This window comes from Magnetococcus marinus MC-1 (genome assembly GCF_000014865.1).
Classification (GTDB): domain Bacteria; phylum Pseudomonadota; class Magnetococcia; order Magnetococcales; family Magnetococcaceae; genus Magnetococcus; species Magnetococcus marinus.
The window spans coordinates 2,958,840-2,976,198 of the sequence record NC_008576.1 but is presented as its reverse complement, the minus strand read 5'-3'; the positions used below and the strand labels follow the sequence as shown (position 1 = coordinate 2,976,198).

The window sequence follows — 17,359 nt, the reverse complement described above, 5'->3', positions numbered from 1 at the left end:
CATTACCTGTTAGGTGGTTGAATGAACAGTTGAAAATGTGCGGAGAAAATTAAGAAATGTTCCGGGTAATTATGAGCAAAAATTCCCCAGCAATTCAATAAAAGAATATGGATGAATGCCTGATTTTGGGTAAAGGCTCTATTTTGATGCTTACAGAGCGTACGGCTTAGCCTGTCTGCTGGTGGCGCGTGTGGTTAGGCGGCAAAGGTAAAGTTACTGCGCAGGCTGGGGACCCCAGGGCCAAGTTTGGCACTGGCTTGGTAAAGGTTGGCAATGGAGCGGTTAAGCGTAGGGGTGAAATCGGTTAAGGCGGTACTGTTATTGGATTGCAGGGTATATTGCTGTACGGCGCTGGTGGAATATTGCACCTGGCGACTAAGATTAGTAAGGTCTGGAAAAGTTTGGCCAAAGCCGCTGTTATAGTGAGGGGTTTCCAGTTTTTCGAGGCTGGCAAGCTCCACCGCGCGTTCAAAAAAGGTATGAAAATTTTCACTTTTGACGGCCGCCCGCCCGCGCAGTAGAGCGAGGGTGTCTGGTGTGCCACCGGCCGCATAACCCGCATTGGTGAAGGCGCGCCGCAGCGGTTGGTAGGTGAGAATCTCTTGCCCAAAGGTTGACAGAGTGCCCGCCAAGGGGGTGTCGATGCTGCGATTAAGCTGCAAGGCCGCATAGAGTTGCCGCGAAGGGTGTACCGGCTCAATGCTTGGTGAAATCGATTCGGTCGCCATGAGCAACTCTCCATCAACAGGTAAGGCAGGGTGCCTATGGGGCCAATAGGGTGACACCAGCGCGGTTGGTGCCATGGTAGCGGCCCGGTCATCATTTTTTCACATGACCCCCTATTTTTCCCTAAAGTTTATACAAAAAATACCGAGGGGTCCAGGTTTAATCGGGATCAAGAGAGGGTGTCGCTACCAAATAGGTGTGGTTTTACGAAATATTTTTCGAAGAATAAGCCATGGTTCACTGTTGGTTGAGGGCGGTCGGCATGAGCATAACACCCAAGCTGGCGAAGGGAGGGTGGATCCCCAAGGCTACCCGTAGCTGCCTTGGTGGGATGGCCTAGATATTCCTGTGGGGGGCTGTTCCTAGATTGAGGCAGAGTGACGGTGCTCCCAACCCCGTGCAAGGGGGGGAAGCATTAGGCGCCTTCCCGTTGATCCCAGAGCGCTTGGGCGGCGCGTAGAATCTCTGGAATGGTATCGACTGTGGCATAATGGAAAAACGCACCCCCTGGGGCGATGCGTACATTCGGCCCTTTTTGGCACTCCCCAAAACATTGCAGTTCCCCAACCGAGTAGGGGGCGTTACAGGCTTTGGCGGCTTTAATCAAAGCCAAATAGAGTTGGTAGCTCTCTTTGGCGCCACATGAGACATTGCTGCCAGGACGATTGTTGGTGCACACCAAAATAGTGGTTTTCATTGTCATACCCAGTGATTAGCCGTTTAAGAACACCAATTAACCGATAAAATTGGTTTTGTGGTTATAAAAGCCCTGTCCAAAGTGAATATGCGAGAGGGCATGTTCTAAATTGTTCCGACTGATGCGTAACAGCTCTTCGGGTGTGGCTTTATTGCCTGGGGCCAGATGGGCCATGCCACTACTAAATTGAAAGCCCCCCGTTTTTTCTTTTTTAAAACGATCAATGATGCGCTGTAACCAAGCCACCGCTTCCTGCCCCGAAGTTTTACCTAAAATAAGCGTTAAGACACCATCGTCCATGCGTCCCACCGTATCCCCAGCGCGGCAAGAGCGCACCAGTAGGCGCGCTAAAGGCAGGGTAGCCTTGGCATCCGGCGGTTCTCGTGTGTCCGTAGCGCTAAGCTCATGACCGTGATGAGGCAGGATGGATACCACCGTTAGCGATTCCTGATGACGAATGGCATGGGTAATCGCCTGAAACAGCGCGGTAATAAAGGGTTGAGCATCCAGCAGCGGGAGTTGGTCTTCTAATTCATACAAATTCAGATGGATGCCGAGTAGGCGCTCTAAATCCGCAAACAGGGTGCGGTAGAGAAGCGTCTCCTGCCAGAGGGCGTGGTCAGATTTTTCTTGGTTGCTGGCCAGTTGCTGGAGGGCAAACGCCAGTGCGCCCCAAATCGAGGCCAGCGAGAGTGCTTTGCCCCCAGAGGCACGCATGGTATCCATCAGAGCCGAGCGCTGGGCAAAGGCCTCTTCATGGAGCGGGTCTTGGCAACAAAAAAGCGCCTTTAGATAGCTCTCTAAAAAGTGGGCGCAGGGCATATGGTCGCCCAAATTGTCTGAGATGATAGGGGTGGTAAGGCTTAAATAGGCTGTGGCTTGACCATAGAGTTGGGCGGCTGCCGAGGCATCCAACCGTTGCCAAAGGGCGCAGATCTCTGAGCGTTGGCGCTCTAGGGTAACATCCGTAACCGGGGGTTTAAAAGCAGCCGGGTTGGGTGAATTAACGGGTGTAACATCCATTAACAATAAGGCTCCAGGCGGTGAATGAGTCGATAAATCACTTCTTCGCGACGGCCTTCATGGGGGGCTGACAGCCGGTCGCTGCCGTCGCTGATTCCTTCAAAATAATCCAAATCATCATCTGCTTGGTGTAGGTTGGCCAGTTTGACCGCAATCATTTGTGGCTCTTGTTGCAGCAATTGGGCGGTAACATTTATCATGATCCGGCCACGGCTTGCTTCGTCTTCCATGTGGGCGCGGCTTATGCTTACCGATAGCATGCCCCATAGATAGCCTAGCAAATAATGATTGTTGAGTAGCTCTTGAGGAATTTTTCCCTCGTGGGCTTGCCGCACCCCTTCCAACAGTGGGGATATTTGGGCAATACAGCTGGCTTGCAGTGTTGCACTATCCATGGTTTTTGGCATCATAACCCCCTCTATACACCATGGCTGATGGTGTGATTGTGCTTGTGTTGGATGGCGTTGGTGCGTCCGTTCATGTGAACGATGATCATGGGTGCAAAAATCGTTCATGCGGTTATCGTACTGGCCGTAATCCTTACGTTGAGACTATACGGTGTCAGGGCCGATTTGCAAAACCATTTCCGTAAGCATTCCCTTTTGATGGGCTATCTTGCGTGATGCGAAGGGTTTTACTTGAAAAAAATCCCGAGCATGTTCAACATGGGTGACGCACAGAGAAAAAAAGTTGGGAAAAGCGCCAATTGTTTGCATGGTTGTATAACGATGCGTTATATAAAGTATAGCGAAAGTGTGCGCTTGAGACGCTGCTATGCAAAAACAGTGATACCCTAAGTCGCGTGAACAGGCCCGCAGTATGGCAAGAGACAATCTCTCTGAAATAGCATGCTTGGCGTGGCGAGTAAGGTCGTTCGAATAACTGTTAATTAACTGTAAAATTTAGCTAAGATACCGGGGTGCAAGGGCATGGAAACCACCGAGGAAAAAAAACGTATCGGACTTGTCGGCGGTGGTGCCGAGGGGAAGGAACTGCTGCGCATGTTGGCTCAAAGCTCCCGCGTGGAGGTGGTGTATGTGGCGGACAGTAATGCCAACTCGCCTACCATGACGGCAGCAAAAAAGCTTGGCATTAAAACCCTGTCCAAACTTGAAGCTGCGGTTAAAAACGTGGAAGCCGACTATATTATTGTGGTGGATTCCTCCGAAGAGGTTATGTCACGGGTGCATGCCAGCAAACACTCTGGCGAGGTGGTCTCCAGTCATATTGCCCTGCTGTTTAACCAAATTGTGGGGGATCAGAGCGGCGAAACCAATCAGCAGTTGTTTGATGATCTGACCGAGGTTCGTCAGGAAATTGACCGTAATACACGGGATGTCTCCAAAACCCTGCATGGCATTGAAAAAATCTCCAATGAATTGGAAGTGCTGGCCATTAACGCAGGTATTCAGGCCTCCCGCGCGGGTGAGTTTGGTAAGGGCTTTGCCGTGGTGGCCGGTGAAGTGAAAAGCACGGCTCGGGTCGCTCGGGATCTGGCTGGGGATATTGATCGTGTGATCAGTGAAATCTCCTCCATGTCCGATAAAATTGAGCAGTCCCTGCGCAAGGTGCAGTAAGCCGGTCTAACGGTCGCGTTGCCGTGGCGGATTAAAAGGCCCGTACCCTTAGGTGCGGGCCTTTTTGCGCTTGGCTTAGGCTGTGGGTTTGGGGTTTAACTGCAACGCTAGGGAGTTGATGCAATAGCGTAGGCCAGTGGGCTGCGGGCCATCGTCAAACAGATGGCCCAGGTGGGCATCGCAGCTGCTACAGAGCACCTCTACCCGGCGCATGCCGTGGCTTAAGTCGGTCTCGGCGCGAATGGCATGTTCACTGATCGCTTGAAAATAGCTGGGCCAACCGCTGCCGGAATCATATTTAGCGTCGGCATTAAACAGGGGCTGCCCACAGCACGCACAGCAGTAGAGGCCGGGCTCTTTATTATGGGTATATTGGCCGCTAAAGGGGCGTTCGGTTCCTTTTTGGCGGCAAACATGATAGACCTCTGGGGTAAGAATTTCTTTCCACTGGGCATCGGTTTTTTTGGTGTCGTTGCTCATGGTTTGAACTTTCTATCGTCGGGTTGGCGAGGGGTATGCCCTAGGCACGGGGCTTTGTGCCATGGCTTGATGTATCCCTGTAGTGGATAATTCAACGGGCCAAGAGTTCCCGTTTCTTTTATAGGTTTTTTGATAGGGCGAAGAGAATGGCTAACGAAAAATACCAAGTGGATGTCCAGGTAAACGCGACCTATCTGCCGGATCAATCCTTGCCTGCACATAATCAATATGTGTTTGCTTACACCGTGACCCTCCTTAATCGTGGCAGTATGGGGGCCAAACTGCTCTCGCGTCACTGGATTATTAGTGATGCCAACGGGGGTGAGCAAGAGGTGCGGGGTGAGGGTGTGGTGGGGGAACAGCCCCATTTAAATCCCGGGGAGAGTTTTCAATATACCAGCGGTACCCCCCTAACGACGCCTATGGGTAGCATGCGGGGCAGCTACCAGATGGTGGCCGACGATGGAACCTATTTTGAGGCCACCATTCCACCCTTTGCCCTGTTTGGACCGGCCACTCTGCACTAGGGTTGGGGCTCTGGTTGCACATGATCCCCTAAGGCGCGGGGGGTTAAGCCCCAATCTGTTTAAGCAGGCGGCCCCAGTTGGCACCGGGATAGATGCCCCCCAGCACGGCTGTGCGGCGGGCGCGGGTGATCTGTGGGGCTGAGCCGGGCAGATTACGCAGGGCGCGCACGGCCAGCCAAGCAAAGGCCTCGGCCTCGACTTGGGCAGGGTTGATGCCAGCCTCATCACTGCTGATGACCACACTTGAGCTAAATGCTTCTTTAAAGAGCTGTTTGAGGGTTGGATTAGAGGCCCCCCCGCCACACAGAATGACACGGGTGGGGGAGGTGCCTTGGGGGTGTGCCTGTTGGCAGCCCCGCCAGACGCTTTGCACCGTGAAGGCCGCCAGGGTGGCAAAGCCATCGTCACTGGCCATGTGGGGAAAATGATCCAGCCACTGCTGTAGGTAGGCAGGACCAAATGCCTCTTTACCGGTGGATTTGGGGTAGGGGGCCGTCAAATAGGGGTGGTTTAACAGCCAAGCCAGAGCTTGGGGGTTAACCTGACCTCGGGCCGCCCGTCGACCCTCGGCATCAAAGCCGATCTCTCCTTGGCTAAGGTGTCGAGCAAGATGGTCCATTAAAGCGTTGGCCGGTCCACAATCACCGGCAATGATGGGGCCCGCACCGTTACTTTCCAGCAAGGTGATATTGGCAATGCCCCCAAGATTGACCACCGCTTGCAGTCCACCATGCGCCCCGTAAAGGGCATGGTGATAGAGGGGCGCTAAGGGTGCCCCTTGCCCGTCATGGGCAATATCGGCGGCGCGAAAATCGGCCACGGTGGTGACGCCGGTGTGCTGGGCGATCACCGCTGGAGCCCCTATTTGCAGGGTAAAACGGGGTGGCCGATGACGGATGGTCTGACCATGGCTGCCAATGAGATCCACCTGCGTAATGGACAGGTTGGCCTTAGCGCAGACCGCTAGGGCGGCTTGGGCAAACTGTTCGCCCAGTTGTCGATCAATCTCGCCTAATAACTCAATATCTTCGGTGCCGGGTTTTTGTAGGGCCAAGACCTGCTCACGCAACGGGGCGGCGAAGGGATACTCTAAAAAAGCCAAGGGCTGGCAAGGGGAGATACCGTCGGTGTGGGCCACCACCGCATCCATGGCATCCACCGAGGTGCCAGAGATCAGGCCGATCACACAAAGCGGCGTATTGAGGGGGTGGGATTCGGCCATGGTTTTATGCTCCTGAATGCGCTAAAATGCGCGACTCTTTCCGAATAAACGATAGGGAGTGGTGGTATGAAACCGGTCAAAGAGCAGATGGCGATCATTCAGCGCGGTATCGTGGATCTGGTTTCCGCTGAGCAGCTGGAGCAAAAATTGACCCGCTCTTTGGCGAGTGGGGTGCCACTACGCATCAAAGCCGGTTTTGATCCCACCGCCCCAGATCTGCATCTGGGTCATACGGTGCTACTGCACAAGCTGCGCCAGTTTCAGGAGTTGGGCCATCAAGTGCTCTTTTTGATCGGCGATTTTACCGCCCAAATTGGGGATCCTACCGGTAAAAGCGAGACCCGCAAATCCCTTACCCCAGCGGATGTCGCAAGCAATGCCGAGACCTACAAAGAGCAGGTGTTCAAACTGCTGGATGCCCAGCGTACCGAGGTGGTATTTAACAGTAGCTGGATGGGGCAACTGCGTGCGTCGGATATGATCAAATTGGCGGCGCAATTTACCGTGGCACGCATGCTGGAGCGGGATGACTTTTCCAAACGCTATAAAGAAGGACGGCCGATTGCCATCCATGAATTTCTCTACCCGCTGGTGCAGGGGTATGATTCGGTCGCGCTAGAAGCCGATGTAGAGTTGGGGGGGACTGACCAGCTCTTCAACCTGCTGGTGGGGCGTGAGCTGCAAAAGGATGCCGGACAGGAGCCCCAGTGTGTCATCACCCTGCCCATTTTAGAGGGGCTGGATGGGGTCAACAAAATGTCCAAATCCCTTAATAATTATATTGGGGTTAAAGAGCCTGCGCGGGAGATTTTTGGTAAATGCATGTCGATTTCCGACGATCTTATGTGGCGTTATTATGAGCTGCTGTCGGATCAGGAAATGGCCCAGATCACTCACCTGCGCGGTGAGGTAGAGGCGGGTCGTTACCACCCGATGGAGGCCAAAAAAGCGTTGGCGGCCGAGCTGGTGGAGCGTTTTCATGGGGCAGAGGCTGCGGTTGCCGCTCGGGCAGAGTTTGAGGGCATGTTTAAAAAGGGCGACCTGCCCGACGATGTGCCCGAGCTGACGGTTAAGGCCGAAGGGGCAAACCTAGGATTGGCAGCCCTGCTTTGCCAAGCGGGTTTGGTTAAATCCAATGGCGAGGGCATGCGCATGATCAGCCAAAATGCGGTATCGGTGGAGCGGGAAAAGGTGAGTGATGGACGCTATGAACTGGCCCGTGGCAGCCGTAGTCTGATCCAGGTTGGCAAGCGTCGTTTTGCCTATGTTACCGTAGAATAATAGCGTGTACATTGGAAAAAGTGACGAAATCTTCCCAAACAGGGGGGTTGCGTTTTGCCTTATGCTATGGTTTTTCGTATGATGGTGCACCGGGCGCCATAAAAAGAGGCTGAAGCGTCGTACTTTTTGGGCATCTTGTGCAAAGGGTTGGGGGGTCGGTGGATATTTTACAGAAAATTATGCAGCAAAAAGCCCAAGAGGTAGCCATCCGCCGAGGGCAGGTTTCGGAGGCCGCTCTGCTCCAACGGGTCAAGTATGCGCCGCCGACCCAAGGCTTTGCTCACGCTTTATTGAGTCGTGCCCAGCAGGGGCAAAATGGGGTGATTGCAGAGGTTAAACGGGGCTCTCCTTCCAAGGGGCGCATCTATCCGGAGCATCTCGCTTGGCAACCGGCGCAGATCGCGGAGTCCTATCGGGCCAATGGGGCGGCCTGCATTAGTTGCCTGACCGATGAGACCTTTTTTATGGGGCATGATGCGTTTTTGCAGGCGATTCGGGCTGCGGTCGCTTGTCCCGTATTGCGCAAAGATTTTCTTTACCATAGCTATCAGGTGGTGGAGGCGCGCAGTTTGGGGGCCGATGCCATTTTGCTTATCATGGCGGTGCTGGAGACCCCTCAGGCCCAAGAGCTAGAGGCCGCCGCGCGGGAGCTGGGTATGGATGTGCTGGTTGAGGTGCATGATGAGCGTGAGCTGGAACAGGCCCACGAACTAAAAACCCCGTTGATGGGGGTTAATAACCGCAATCTCAAAACCTTTGTGACCGACATTGAGACCAGTTTTCGCTTGGCGGCACGGATGGAAAAGGGGCGTTTGGCGATCTCCGAGAGCGGCTTGAACACGCCGGAGGATCTGGCTCGTTTGAACGAGGCCGGCATCTTTAGCTTTTTGATTGGTGAATCGTTGATGCGTGGTGGGGAGCCGGGTGGTGCGCTGGCGCAGTTGCTGGGGCGAGAGGTGGTCTGAGGGTGGCGGTAAAGATTAAAATATGCGGCATTACCTCCCTCGCGGATGCTTGGGCGGCCCATGATGCTGGGGCCGATGCCATGGGCTTGGTCTTTTATCCCGGTTCACCTAGAGCGGTTACGCCGCAACAGGTGGCGCAGTGGCGGGGTGATCTGCCGCCGTTTATGACGGTGGTGGGGTTGTTTGTCAATGCCACAGCCCAGTGGATCGCTTCTACCACCGCGCTGTGTAGCTTGGATCGTATTCAACTGCACGGGGATGAGTCGCCGGCGCAGTGTCGGGCTTGGGGGGCGCGGGCTATTCGTGCTATCCGGGTGGCGGAGGCGGCGGACCTGCACGATTTAGCGCGTTGGCCGGTGGGGGCGCTGTTGTTGGATGCCAAGATCAAGGGCAGCTATGGTGGTACGGGAGCCTGTTTTGATTGGCAGTTGTTGGGGCAGGCCGAATTGCCCAAGCCATGGATTTTGGCCGGTGGACTTGATCCGGACAATGTGGAGGCTGCGGTGCGGCAGGTGCAGCCCTATGGGGTGGATGTCTCCAGCGGTGTGGAGTCAGCCCCTGGTAAGAAAGATCATAATAAGATGCACCGTTTTGTGGCAGCGGTTCGCCGTGCTCAGGATGGTGCCGGACTATAAGCGATCCCGGTTTTTGCCGGGGGGTAACTTTGCATAGGTGGAACGATGACCGAAGATTCCCAAGCCAAAAGCTGGTTGACCCGTCTTCTGCCCAAGATTAAGAGCGAAAGCCGCCGGGCACAGACCCCGGAAGGTCTCTGGATCAAGTGCCCCAACTGTGGGCAGGCGCTGTTTCAAAAAGAGCTGGAGCGGAGTTTGGATGTCTGTCCCCACTGCGACAACCATTTTCGTACCTCGGGGCAGCGGCGCATTGATATCACCATGGATGAAGAGGGTCGTGAAGAGCTGCTGACCCATATTCAGCCTGCGGACCCTCTTAAATTTAAGGATACCAAAAAGTATCGGGACCGCATTAAGGATGCCCAAAAGAAGACCGGCCAAAACGATGCGCTAAGGCTCTTTAAGGGCACCATTAAAGGGGTGCCTGCGGTGGTGGCCGCCTTTGATTTTCATTTTTTAGGTGGCTCGATGGGCTCGGTGGTGGGGGCGAAGGTAGCCCATGGTGCGCTGGCAGCAGCCCAGGCCAACTGCGGTTATGTACTGTTTGCGGCTTCGGGTGGGGCGCGTATGCAGGAGGGGATTTTCTCTCTCATGCAGATGGCTAAAACCTCAGCGGCGCTGACCAAGTTAGAAGAGAAGGGGTTGCCCTTTATCGTGGTGCTGACCGACCCCACCAGCGGCGGGGTAACGGCCTCGTTTGCCATGCTGGGGGATATTCATATTGGTGAGCCCAACGCTTTGATCTGTTTTGCTGGCCCCCGTGTGATTGAGCAGACGGTGCGGGAAAAACTGCCCCCCGGTTTTCAGCGCAGTGAATATCTGTTGGAGCACGGTTTTCTAGATATGATTGTCAGCCGCGATAAAATGCGCGATACGCTCTCAGATCTGTTGGCCCGCATGACCTCGTGGCAGGAGCCTGTGGTAAGTCGGGTGGATATCATTCCTGAAAGCGATGGTGACGAAAACGCTGAAGAGACGGCGGGAGCTTAATTGCTTGAGTGCATCCCTCTCGGTGCTCGATGCCCTGCTGGCACAAAGTGAGTCACGGGCCGATTGTATCATCGAACTGAAATTGGCGCGTATGCTTGACCTGTTGCAGGCCATGGGCAACCCTCAGCGGCGGCTGGGGCCGGTGGTGCATGTGGCGGGTACCAATGGCAAGGGTTCGGTGATCGCTTTTTTTGGGGCGATACTGCGGCAAGCGGGTCGTTCAGTGGCCGCCTATACTTCGCCGCATCTGGTGACCATTCATGAGCGTATCCAATACAACGGCGTACCGGTAGAGGATGCTTTATTACGGTACTACGCCCAGCAGGTGCTGGCGCTACCTCAATCCCAACAGGCTACATTTTTTGAGCGCTTAACCGCGACCGCCTTTGCGGTAATGGCCCATTGGCAGGCAAGCGACCCATCTTTGGTGGTGGTGTTAGAGACGGGGCTCGGGGGACGGTTGGATGCCACCAATGTGGTGCAACCGGTGCTGACGGCCATTACTGCCATGGGGTTGGATCATCAAAGTTATCTTGGTACGAGCATGGCGCAGATTGCCCAGGAGAAGGCGGGCATTCTAAAAGCTGGGGTGCCTGCGGTATTGGCCCCGGCCCAGGATGAGGCGCTGGCTGTGTTGGTGCAGCAGGCCCAGCAGGTGGGGGCACCGGTGCAGGTAGCCGGGCAGGATTACCGCTGGGGGCAGAATAACGAGGGGGCCGGTTGGTGGTATTCCGATGGCGTGGGGCAACTGATGCTGCCAGAGCCGGGATTATTGGGGGCGCACCAATACCACAATGGGGCGCAAGCGGTGGCCATGGTGCGCCAGCTTGTCGCGCAAGGCTGGTCGGTACCCTCTTCGGCCTATGCAGCGGGTCTTACCGCTGTGCGCTGGCCAGGGCGGTTAGAGCGGGTGGGGGATGCACCGGAGGTGTGGCTGGATGGGGCGCACAATCCGGCGGGTGCACAGGTGTGTGCTGATTTTTTTCGCCAATATGGGCGGGTGGATGTCATGCTTTTCGCCTTGATGGCCGATAAGGATGTAGCAGGCATGCTGGAACCGTGGTTGGAGCTGGTAAAAACGGTGGTGGTGGTTGAGCCGGTGGGTGGGCGAAGCATGGCCGCTGAGGGGTTGGCTCAGGCTTGGCGAGCGGTGGGGGTGACAGCGGAAACTGCCCCTTCGACCGAACAAGGTTGGCAGCTTGCCCGAAAAAAAGCGGGTCATGCAGGAAAAATCCTCGTTTCGGGCTCACTTTATCTGGTGGGAGAGGTAAAAAAATTGTTATGATGTCCCGAATTTTCCCGTAGATTAGGATTCGGGTTTTAAGCCTCTGTACGAATTGCTTAGCCGTTTTACTCGGTTAAGCCCACTGCGGTGATCGAAAAAGCACCGTAAGTTGGCTGTTTTTTGGATTGAGATGCGATGCCAAAACGCTGTGCCCCATCCAGAGAGTCTTTAGCGCCCTTAACCCAGCAGCGGGTCCACCTGCTGGGCCGTGGTGTGCTGTCCGCTTCTTGGTTGGTGCTGGCTATGGCGGCCAGTCAGCCGTTGTATGCCGCCACCACCCTCATTGATCGAGCGGATCTGCAACGCCTGATTGCCGAAACCCCTATTGAAGTCGAGGCGGGTTTTCTTGAGCATGATCGGGAACATGGCACCATTACCGCCACCGGTGGGGTGAAAATTCTGCAAGAAGGGGTGTTGGATCTCCAGGCCGAGCGTGCCATGTATCATATGGGTGAGCAGAGCTTGAATGCCCATGGTAAAATCCAGATACTGCACGATGGGGCGAGCTATCGGGGTGAGGCGGTCATCCTCAACTTGGGGCAGGGCAGTGGCGTCATTGAACGTGGGCAAATTGACATGCCCGGCCCTGGTGGGATTGCCACCGCAGAGCGGGTGGAGTTGTTGGACCGCAACCGGCTTAACCTCACCAAAGCGACCTATACCAACTGTGATTGCGAAAACCCACCGTGGTTTTTAGAATCGGATAATATATCGGTAGATCGGGCCAAAAACACCGTCACCGCTGAAGATGTAACCCTGCGTTTTAAGGGGGTGCCCATTGCCTATCTGCCCTGGCTGCGTCAACCGTTGCGCAAAGAACGCCAAAGTGGCTTTTTGACCCCCAGTATCCAGTACAGCGGGGCTAATGGTATGGAGATGGATATTCCCTACTATTGGAACATTGACCCCGCACGGGATGCCACCCTAACCCTGCACCCCACCAGCGAACGCGGGGTTATGGGCAAGGTGCAGTATCGTTATTTGGGGCAGGGTTACCAGGGTGTGTTTGAGCATCAAGGCATCCATGATACGGATCTGGATAGCTACCGAGCGCTGACCTATTTTGATCATCAGCAGCGTTTAAACCATTGGAAAATTGATGCCCACGTTGAGACTGTGCGCTCCGATAATTTTTTGGGTGACTTTGAACAAGCGCTTATGGATGGCAAAAGCCGCTATATCAGCTCTTATCTAACGGGTGAACGCTTGTGGCAAGCCAGCCAGCTAGGGCAAATGGGCCATATGGCGTTGGAAGGTGGGGTGCGTTGGTATGAAAACGTGGCTACCGATGATGACTATTACACCGTGCAGCAGGCCCCCTATCTGGCCTTTACCGGTTCGCAACAGCTCCCCATTTGGGACCGCCGTATTTTCTTAACCGGCGGTGTGCGTTTTGACAGTTTTTATCAAATGAAGGGGGATGCCACCCAGCGTTTGGATATTGCACCGACGCTGCGTTATAGCAAACCCCTGCATATTGGTCGTTTAAGCCTGGGTGCGGGTGTGCGCGAAACACTGTACGCCATGCGTAATGAACCGGCTTTGAGTAATACCAAAGAGAGCTTCGCGCACCGACAAGCCTCCATGCTGAGTGCCAAGTTGGATGTGGAGCTGAGTAAAAATATTGTGACGGCCAAGAACGCCACCTTTAAAAATTTGCGCCACACCATTGAACCAACGGTTCAGTATGTCATGAATGCGGTCAATAATCAGGATAAGGTGCCCAACTACGACTCTCGTGTTTATGACACCATCACCGGCAGCAGTAGCGATATTGCCAATCGGACCTTTACCACCACCAATCTGTTTGAAGAGAATCAATACAGTGGGGTGGACCGTATTAGCGGTGGTCATTGGGTCAGTTATGGCGTGACCAGCCGCTTGATGGGTAACACGGTGGGGGAAGATAGCATTCGGGAAATCGCCCGTGTCACGGTGGGCCAGCGCTACGCCCCCAATGGTCATGAAGAGTATCAGGGTGGTCATGCCTTGTCTGATGTGGTGTTGGGTGGGAGTCTCTCGCTCTACCCAAGTTGGGCATTGGAGGCAGAAACCCGTTATAGCCCCAACAATAAAATTATCTCACTGTCGGATACGGCCTTTACGTATAAGACCGATATGGGTGAGGTCGAGGTGGGCTACATGATCAACCGTAATGATACCGAACAGGATGTCAAACGGGATATCACCTACAACAGCAAACTCAAGTTGAATGATGAATGGGCCTGGCAACAGGAGTTAGACTACTCTTTGGAGACCAGCAGCAGCAAAAGTTGGAAAACCGCTTTGGTCTACAGCCATGATTGTTGGTCTTTTGAGCTGTTTGCCGGTTCTCGGCTCTCCAGCTCTAGCGAAGTGCATGGTGGTGGCTTTGCAGGCTTTATTATTAACTTGAGTGGGTTGGGTGGGTATGGTGTTAAATAGTTTGCCGTTCTGCCAACCGATTTAAGCCACAAAAAAACAGGCCATGCGCCTGTTTTTTTGTGGCTTAAATCGGTTGGTGGTAAAAAGGTATTGGCCGATCCTATCCAGTGTGTGACATTGGCTTGGCACAGGTTTTGATGGGTGGTTGGTTGGCTTTCAGAGGATCGCTCAAGGTGATGCGGGTTGGTGAAGGTCTAAGCGCACGGCTTTCCCATGGGGAAGTTTGTCGAGGATTAAGTGGCAAGAAGATAAAGGTGCAATCCATGTTGATAGAGAAGCGCTGGGTCCGTTGGGTAATCATGGTAAGCATGATTCTGCTAAGTACCCTTACCAAACCGGTTGAGGCTGGGGTGCCACTGGATGGTATTGCTGCGGTGGTTGAGGGCGAGATTATTTTGGAGTCGGAGATTGCGGACCAACTACGGGCCCAGGTAATGAAATTTTCCCGCGCAGGGGAACAGGTGGATGTTGCGCTGCTGCGGCGCCGGGTGCTGGATGGGGCGGTGATGCGGGTTTTGCGTGCGCAAAAAGCCAAGCAATTGGGCATTAACCTCAAAGATGCCGATGTGGATGGGGCCGTACAGCGAATGGCCCAGCATAATAATGTTTCGGTTGAGCAATTTAAAATGATGTTGGCGCGAGAAGGTGTTGGTTTTGATAGCTACTTAAGTAGCATTCGGGATCAGCTTTATGTGCAACAGATCATTCGCCAGGTCATTTTACCCTCGGTGCGGGTAAGTGATGAGGAGGTCCAGGATCTCTATAAGGCGACCCGCCAAGATCCAGAAAAAATAGGGGGTGAGCCAGAGCTGCGCATTAAGCAAATTTTGCTGTCGGTGCCGGAAAATGCGCTCATCCACCGGGTGCGCGAGATTAGTGATAAGGCAAAATCGTTGGTTTCGCAACTGCGCGGGGGAGCCTCCTTTGCCCGTTTGGCCAGTGAGCATTCGGACGACCCTAGCGGTTTGAACGGGGGGGATATGGGGTGGTTTAAGCGGGGAGAATTGCAGGCTCAAATTGAGGATCTGGTGTTTAAATTGGAGGATGGGGCCATTTCTGAACCGGTGCGTACCACGCAAGGGTTCCATATTTTTATGGTGGCTGAGCGGCGTGTGCAGCAGCATTTTGGGCAGAGTGAGGGGGATCATGTCAAGGTCTATGCCCGTCATATTTTGCTTAAAGTGGCCCCCAATAGTGACGCGCAAACTTCGGCCCAGGTACGCAATCAGTTGGAAAAGCTGCGGCGGGAGATTGAAGCGGGGGCTTCGTTTGCAGAGGTGGCTAAGCGTTATTCGCAGGACGATGGGAGTGCTCAAAAAGGGGGTGATTTGGGCGGCTTTGGTCGTGGTGTGATGGTGCCTTCGTTTGAGGATGTGGCATTTTTCTTAAAACCTGGTGTGGTGAGTGAGCCGGTGCGTAGCCCCTTTGGTTGGCATTTGATTGAAGTAACCAAGCGGGAGGAGCAGAAGGCTGACACCATGGATGAGGCTAAAAAGGAGCTGACGGTGCGTCTGCGCGAAGCCAAGATCAAAGCCCGCTACACCCAGTGGTTGCGGGATCTGCGGCTGAGCAGTTTTGTGGATTATCGTTAATGGTGGAGCAACAGCTTGGTATGGACGCCCTACCCATCGCCCTGACCATGGGGGACCCCGCTGGGATTGGTCCAGAGATTGTGCTCAAAGCCTTTGCCCAACAGCAGCGAGAGAGACAGAAACGCCTTGCTGGGGCCAAATGGTTGTGGGTGGGTGATCCCGAGGTGTTGCTGTGGACCGCGCAACAAATGGGCTTGGTGCCCCCAAAGTTGCAGCGGGTTCGTCAAGCCGCTGAAGTAGCCCAGGTCGCTGACGAGGTTTTGGCGGTGTTACCCTTGGAGGCTTGTATTGATCGGCACAAGCTGGCCTTTGGGGTGGCGGATGGTGCCCATGCCAAGGCGGTGGTCGAGAGCATTGAGACCGCTACCGCACTGGCGATGAGTGGGCAGGTGGGGGGGGTGGTGACACCGCCCATCCATAAGGGTGTGCTGCATGCTGGGGGGTATCGTTGGCCGGGCCATACCGAGTTGCTGGGGCACTGTACCGGTGTGACCACGCCGGTGATGATGTTGGCGGGGCGCGGATTGCGGGTGGTCCCGGCGACCATTCATCAATCCATCCGTTCGGTGCCCGATAGCCTGAGTGTGGCCAAGCTGACGCAAATTTTTAGCGTGGTGGGGCACTCCCTGCAACAGGATTTTGGTTTGAGGGAACCCCGCATTGCCATCTGCGCCCTTAACCCCCACGCCGGGGAAGGGGGCGCGTTTGGGGATGAGGAGCGGCGCATCATTCAACCCGCCATGGCGGCGCTGATGGGTGAGGTTCGGTTGGAGGGGCCCTTTCCTGCCGATGCGCTTTTTTCAGAAGCCGCGCGTGCCCCCTATGGGGCCATTATCTGCATGTACCATGATCAAGCCTTGATCCCCATTAAGATGCACTGTTTTGGTGAGGCCACCAACATTACCTTGGGTTTACCCATTATCCGTACCAGTGTGGACCATGGCACCGCTTATGATATTGCCGGTAGCGGTCGTGCCAAGCACGGGGCACTACTTATTGCGGTGGAGCAGGCAGCCCGTATGGCCGCCAACCGCCGAACTTGGCAACAGGAGCACCCATGAGCCACTATGGCCGCATCAAGCTATTGCTGGAACAGCATGGTTTAAGCCCCAATAAGCGGTTTGGGCAAAATTTTTTGGTGGATCCCTCCGTGGCCCCCCGCATTGTTGCCCTCGCCGGTATTAAGGCCGGGGATCGGGTGCTGGAGATCGGGCCTGGGGTGGGGTCTTTGACCATCCCATTGCTGCAAAAGGCTGGGGCGGTAACGGCGGTGGAAAAGGATCGCAAGTTGCTGCCATTGCTTAGGGTAGAGGCCGCAGGGGTAGGGGCGCTCACCCTGGTTGAGGAGGATGCGCTGCTGGTGGACTACACCGCGCTGGCCCAGCAGTTGGGTGGTCCCCTCAAGCTGGCGGCCAACCTGCCCTATAATATTTCGACCCCCTTGATGGTGCACCTGCTGGATCATCACGCTGCTTTTGAATGTATGGCGTTGATGTTTCAAAAGGAGGTGGCCCAGCGGTTGGCGGCTGAGCCCGGCAGTAAGGCGTATGGGGCATTAACGGTGCAGTGTGCCTTGTGGGCCGAGATCCGGCATGGCTTTGATGTGCCGCCTGCGGCTTTTTTGCCTGCCCCCAAAGTCACCTCAGCGGTGGTGCATGTGCAGATGATGCGCCAGCCACGGGTAGCGGTGGAGGATGAGCGTCACTTTGTGCGGGTGGTTAAGGCGGCTTTTGCCCAGCGGCGCAAGACCCTGCGTAATACCCTAAAAACCATCTGTCCAGATCCCAACCGTTGGTTGGAGCAGGCGGGCATTGATGGGGCCTTGCGGGCCGAGGTGCTGACCCTGGCGCAATTCGCCCAGCTCGCGAATACCCCTATGCCCACCAGCGCCCCTTAGTCGGTGGGGTGCGAGGGTTTGTGATACCCGCTTTTCTG

General features: G+C 54.9%; 17 protein-coding genes. 11 read left to right on the top strand and 6 right to left on the bottom strand.

Annotated elements, in window-relative coordinates:
* Positions 1-194: 194 nt before the first annotated feature.
* The 4 genes from MMC1_RS12000 to MMC1_RS11985 form a co-directional block, all read right to left on the bottom strand.
* Positions 195-728: a hypothetical protein gene (locus tag MMC1_RS12000; RefSeq protein WP_011713962.1), complete on the bottom strand. Its 534-nt coding sequence runs from the start codon at positions 726-728 to the stop codon at positions 195-197.
* 413 nt (positions 729-1,141) lie between these two features.
* The gene (locus tag MMC1_RS11995; protein ID WP_011713961.1) at positions 1,142-1,423 is read right to left on the bottom strand and encodes a (2Fe-2S) ferredoxin domain-containing protein; all 282 of its coding nucleotides are present in this window, start codon (positions 1,421-1,423) and stop codon (positions 1,142-1,144) included.
* A 36-nt stretch (positions 1,424-1,459) separates the two neighbouring features.
* A complete protein-coding gene (locus tag MMC1_RS11990) occupies positions 1,460-2,446 on the bottom strand; it encodes a nucleotidyl cyclase domain-containing protein (RefSeq protein WP_011713960.1) in 987 nt (328 codons plus the stop codon).
* Positions 2,446-2,856 carry a hypothetical protein gene (locus tag MMC1_RS11985; protein ID WP_041641207.1) on the bottom strand — a complete coding sequence of 137 codons (411 nt, stop codon included), beginning with the start codon at positions 2,854-2,856 and terminating at the stop codon, positions 2,446-2,448. Before MMC1_RS11985 ends, MMC1_RS11990 begins: the two co-directional genes overlap by 1 nt.
* A 519-nt stretch (positions 2,857-3,375) precedes the next feature.
* Between MMC1_RS11985 and MMC1_RS11980 the strand changes: the two genes are divergently transcribed.
* Complete coding sequence (locus MMC1_RS11980; RefSeq protein ID WP_011713958.1) at positions 3,376-4,023, top strand: methyl-accepting chemotaxis protein; 648 nt, start codon at positions 3,376-3,378, stop codon at positions 4,021-4,023.
* Positions 4,024-4,098: 75 nt separating this feature from the next.
* On the opposite strand, the gene msrB is transcribed toward MMC1_RS11980, so the two are convergent.
* On the bottom strand, positions 4,099-4,503 hold the full coding sequence (msrB, locus tag MMC1_RS11975) for a peptide-methionine (R)-S-oxide reductase MsrB (RefSeq protein ID WP_011713957.1): 405 nt from the start codon (positions 4,501-4,503) through the stop codon (positions 4,099-4,101).
* A 146-nt stretch (positions 4,504-4,649) separates the two neighbouring features.
* Here msrB and apaG point away from each other — a divergent pair, with 146 nt between their 5' ends.
* The gene (gene apaG / locus MMC1_RS11970; protein WP_011713956.1) at positions 4,650-5,030 is read left to right on the top strand and encodes a Co2+/Mg2+ efflux protein ApaG; all 381 of its coding nucleotides are present in this window, start codon (positions 4,650-4,652) and stop codon (positions 5,028-5,030) included.
* Positions 5,031-5,073: 43 nt separating this feature from the next.
* Here apaG and MMC1_RS11965 read toward each other — a convergent pair whose 3' ends face one another.
* Positions 5,074-6,252: an anhydro-N-acetylmuramic acid kinase gene (locus tag MMC1_RS11965; protein WP_011713955.1), complete on the bottom strand. Its 1,179-nt coding sequence runs from the start codon at positions 6,250-6,252 to the stop codon at positions 5,074-5,076.
* Positions 6,253-6,318: 66 nt separating this feature from the next.
* Between MMC1_RS11965 and tyrS the strand changes: the two genes are divergently transcribed.
* The 9 genes from tyrS to rsmA all read left to right on the top strand — a co-directional run bounded on the left by tyrS (position 6,319) and on the right by rsmA (position 17,321).
* Positions 6,319-7,533 carry a tyrosine--tRNA ligase gene (gene tyrS / locus MMC1_RS11960; RefSeq protein WP_011713954.1) on the top strand — a complete coding sequence of 405 codons (1,215 nt, stop codon included), beginning with the start codon at positions 6,319-6,321 and terminating at the stop codon, positions 7,531-7,533.
* Positions 7,534-7,691: 158 nt separating this feature from the next.
* Entirely contained in the window at positions 7,692-8,498 is an 807-nt protein-coding gene (gene trpC, locus MMC1_RS11955; RefSeq protein ID WP_011713953.1) for an indole-3-glycerol phosphate synthase TrpC, read from the top strand.
* Positions 8,499-8,500: 2 nt separating this feature from the next.
* Entirely contained in the window at positions 8,501-9,133 is a 633-nt protein-coding gene (locus MMC1_RS11950) for a phosphoribosylanthranilate isomerase (protein ID WP_011713952.1), read from the top strand.
* Positions 9,134-9,178: 45 nt separating this feature from the next.
* Complete coding sequence (accD, locus tag MMC1_RS11945) at positions 9,179-10,123, top strand: acetyl-CoA carboxylase, carboxyltransferase subunit beta (RefSeq protein WP_011713951.1); 945 nt, start codon at positions 9,179-9,181, stop codon at positions 10,121-10,123.
* A gap of 4 nt (positions 10,124-10,127) precedes the next feature.
* On the top strand, positions 10,128-11,408 hold the full coding sequence (locus MMC1_RS11940) for a bifunctional folylpolyglutamate synthase/dihydrofolate synthase (RefSeq protein WP_011713950.1): 1,281 nt from the start codon (positions 10,128-10,130) through the stop codon (positions 11,406-11,408).
* A 135-nt stretch (positions 11,409-11,543) separates the two neighbouring features.
* The gene (locus MMC1_RS11935) at positions 11,544-13,832 is read left to right on the top strand and encodes an LPS-assembly protein LptD (RefSeq protein WP_011713949.1); all 2,289 of its coding nucleotides are present in this window, start codon (positions 11,544-11,546) and stop codon (positions 13,830-13,832) included.
* 263 nt (positions 13,833-14,095) lie between these two features.
* Positions 14,096-15,424: a peptidylprolyl isomerase gene (locus tag MMC1_RS11930; RefSeq protein WP_011713948.1), complete on the top strand. Its 1,329-nt coding sequence runs from the start codon at positions 14,096-14,098 to the stop codon at positions 15,422-15,424.
* On the top strand, positions 15,424-16,485 hold the full coding sequence (pdxA, locus tag MMC1_RS11925; RefSeq protein ID WP_049757674.1) for a 4-hydroxythreonine-4-phosphate dehydrogenase PdxA: 1,062 nt from the start codon (positions 15,424-15,426) through the stop codon (positions 16,483-16,485). Before MMC1_RS11930 ends, pdxA begins: the two co-directional genes overlap by 1 nt.
* Positions 16,482-17,321: a 16S rRNA (adenine(1518)-N(6)/adenine(1519)-N(6))-dimethyltransferase RsmA gene (gene rsmA, locus MMC1_RS11920; RefSeq protein WP_011713946.1), complete on the top strand. Its 840-nt coding sequence runs from the start codon at positions 16,482-16,484 to the stop codon at positions 17,319-17,321. Before pdxA ends, rsmA begins: the two co-directional genes overlap by 4 nt.
* Positions 17,322-17,359: the final 38 nt, after the last annotated feature.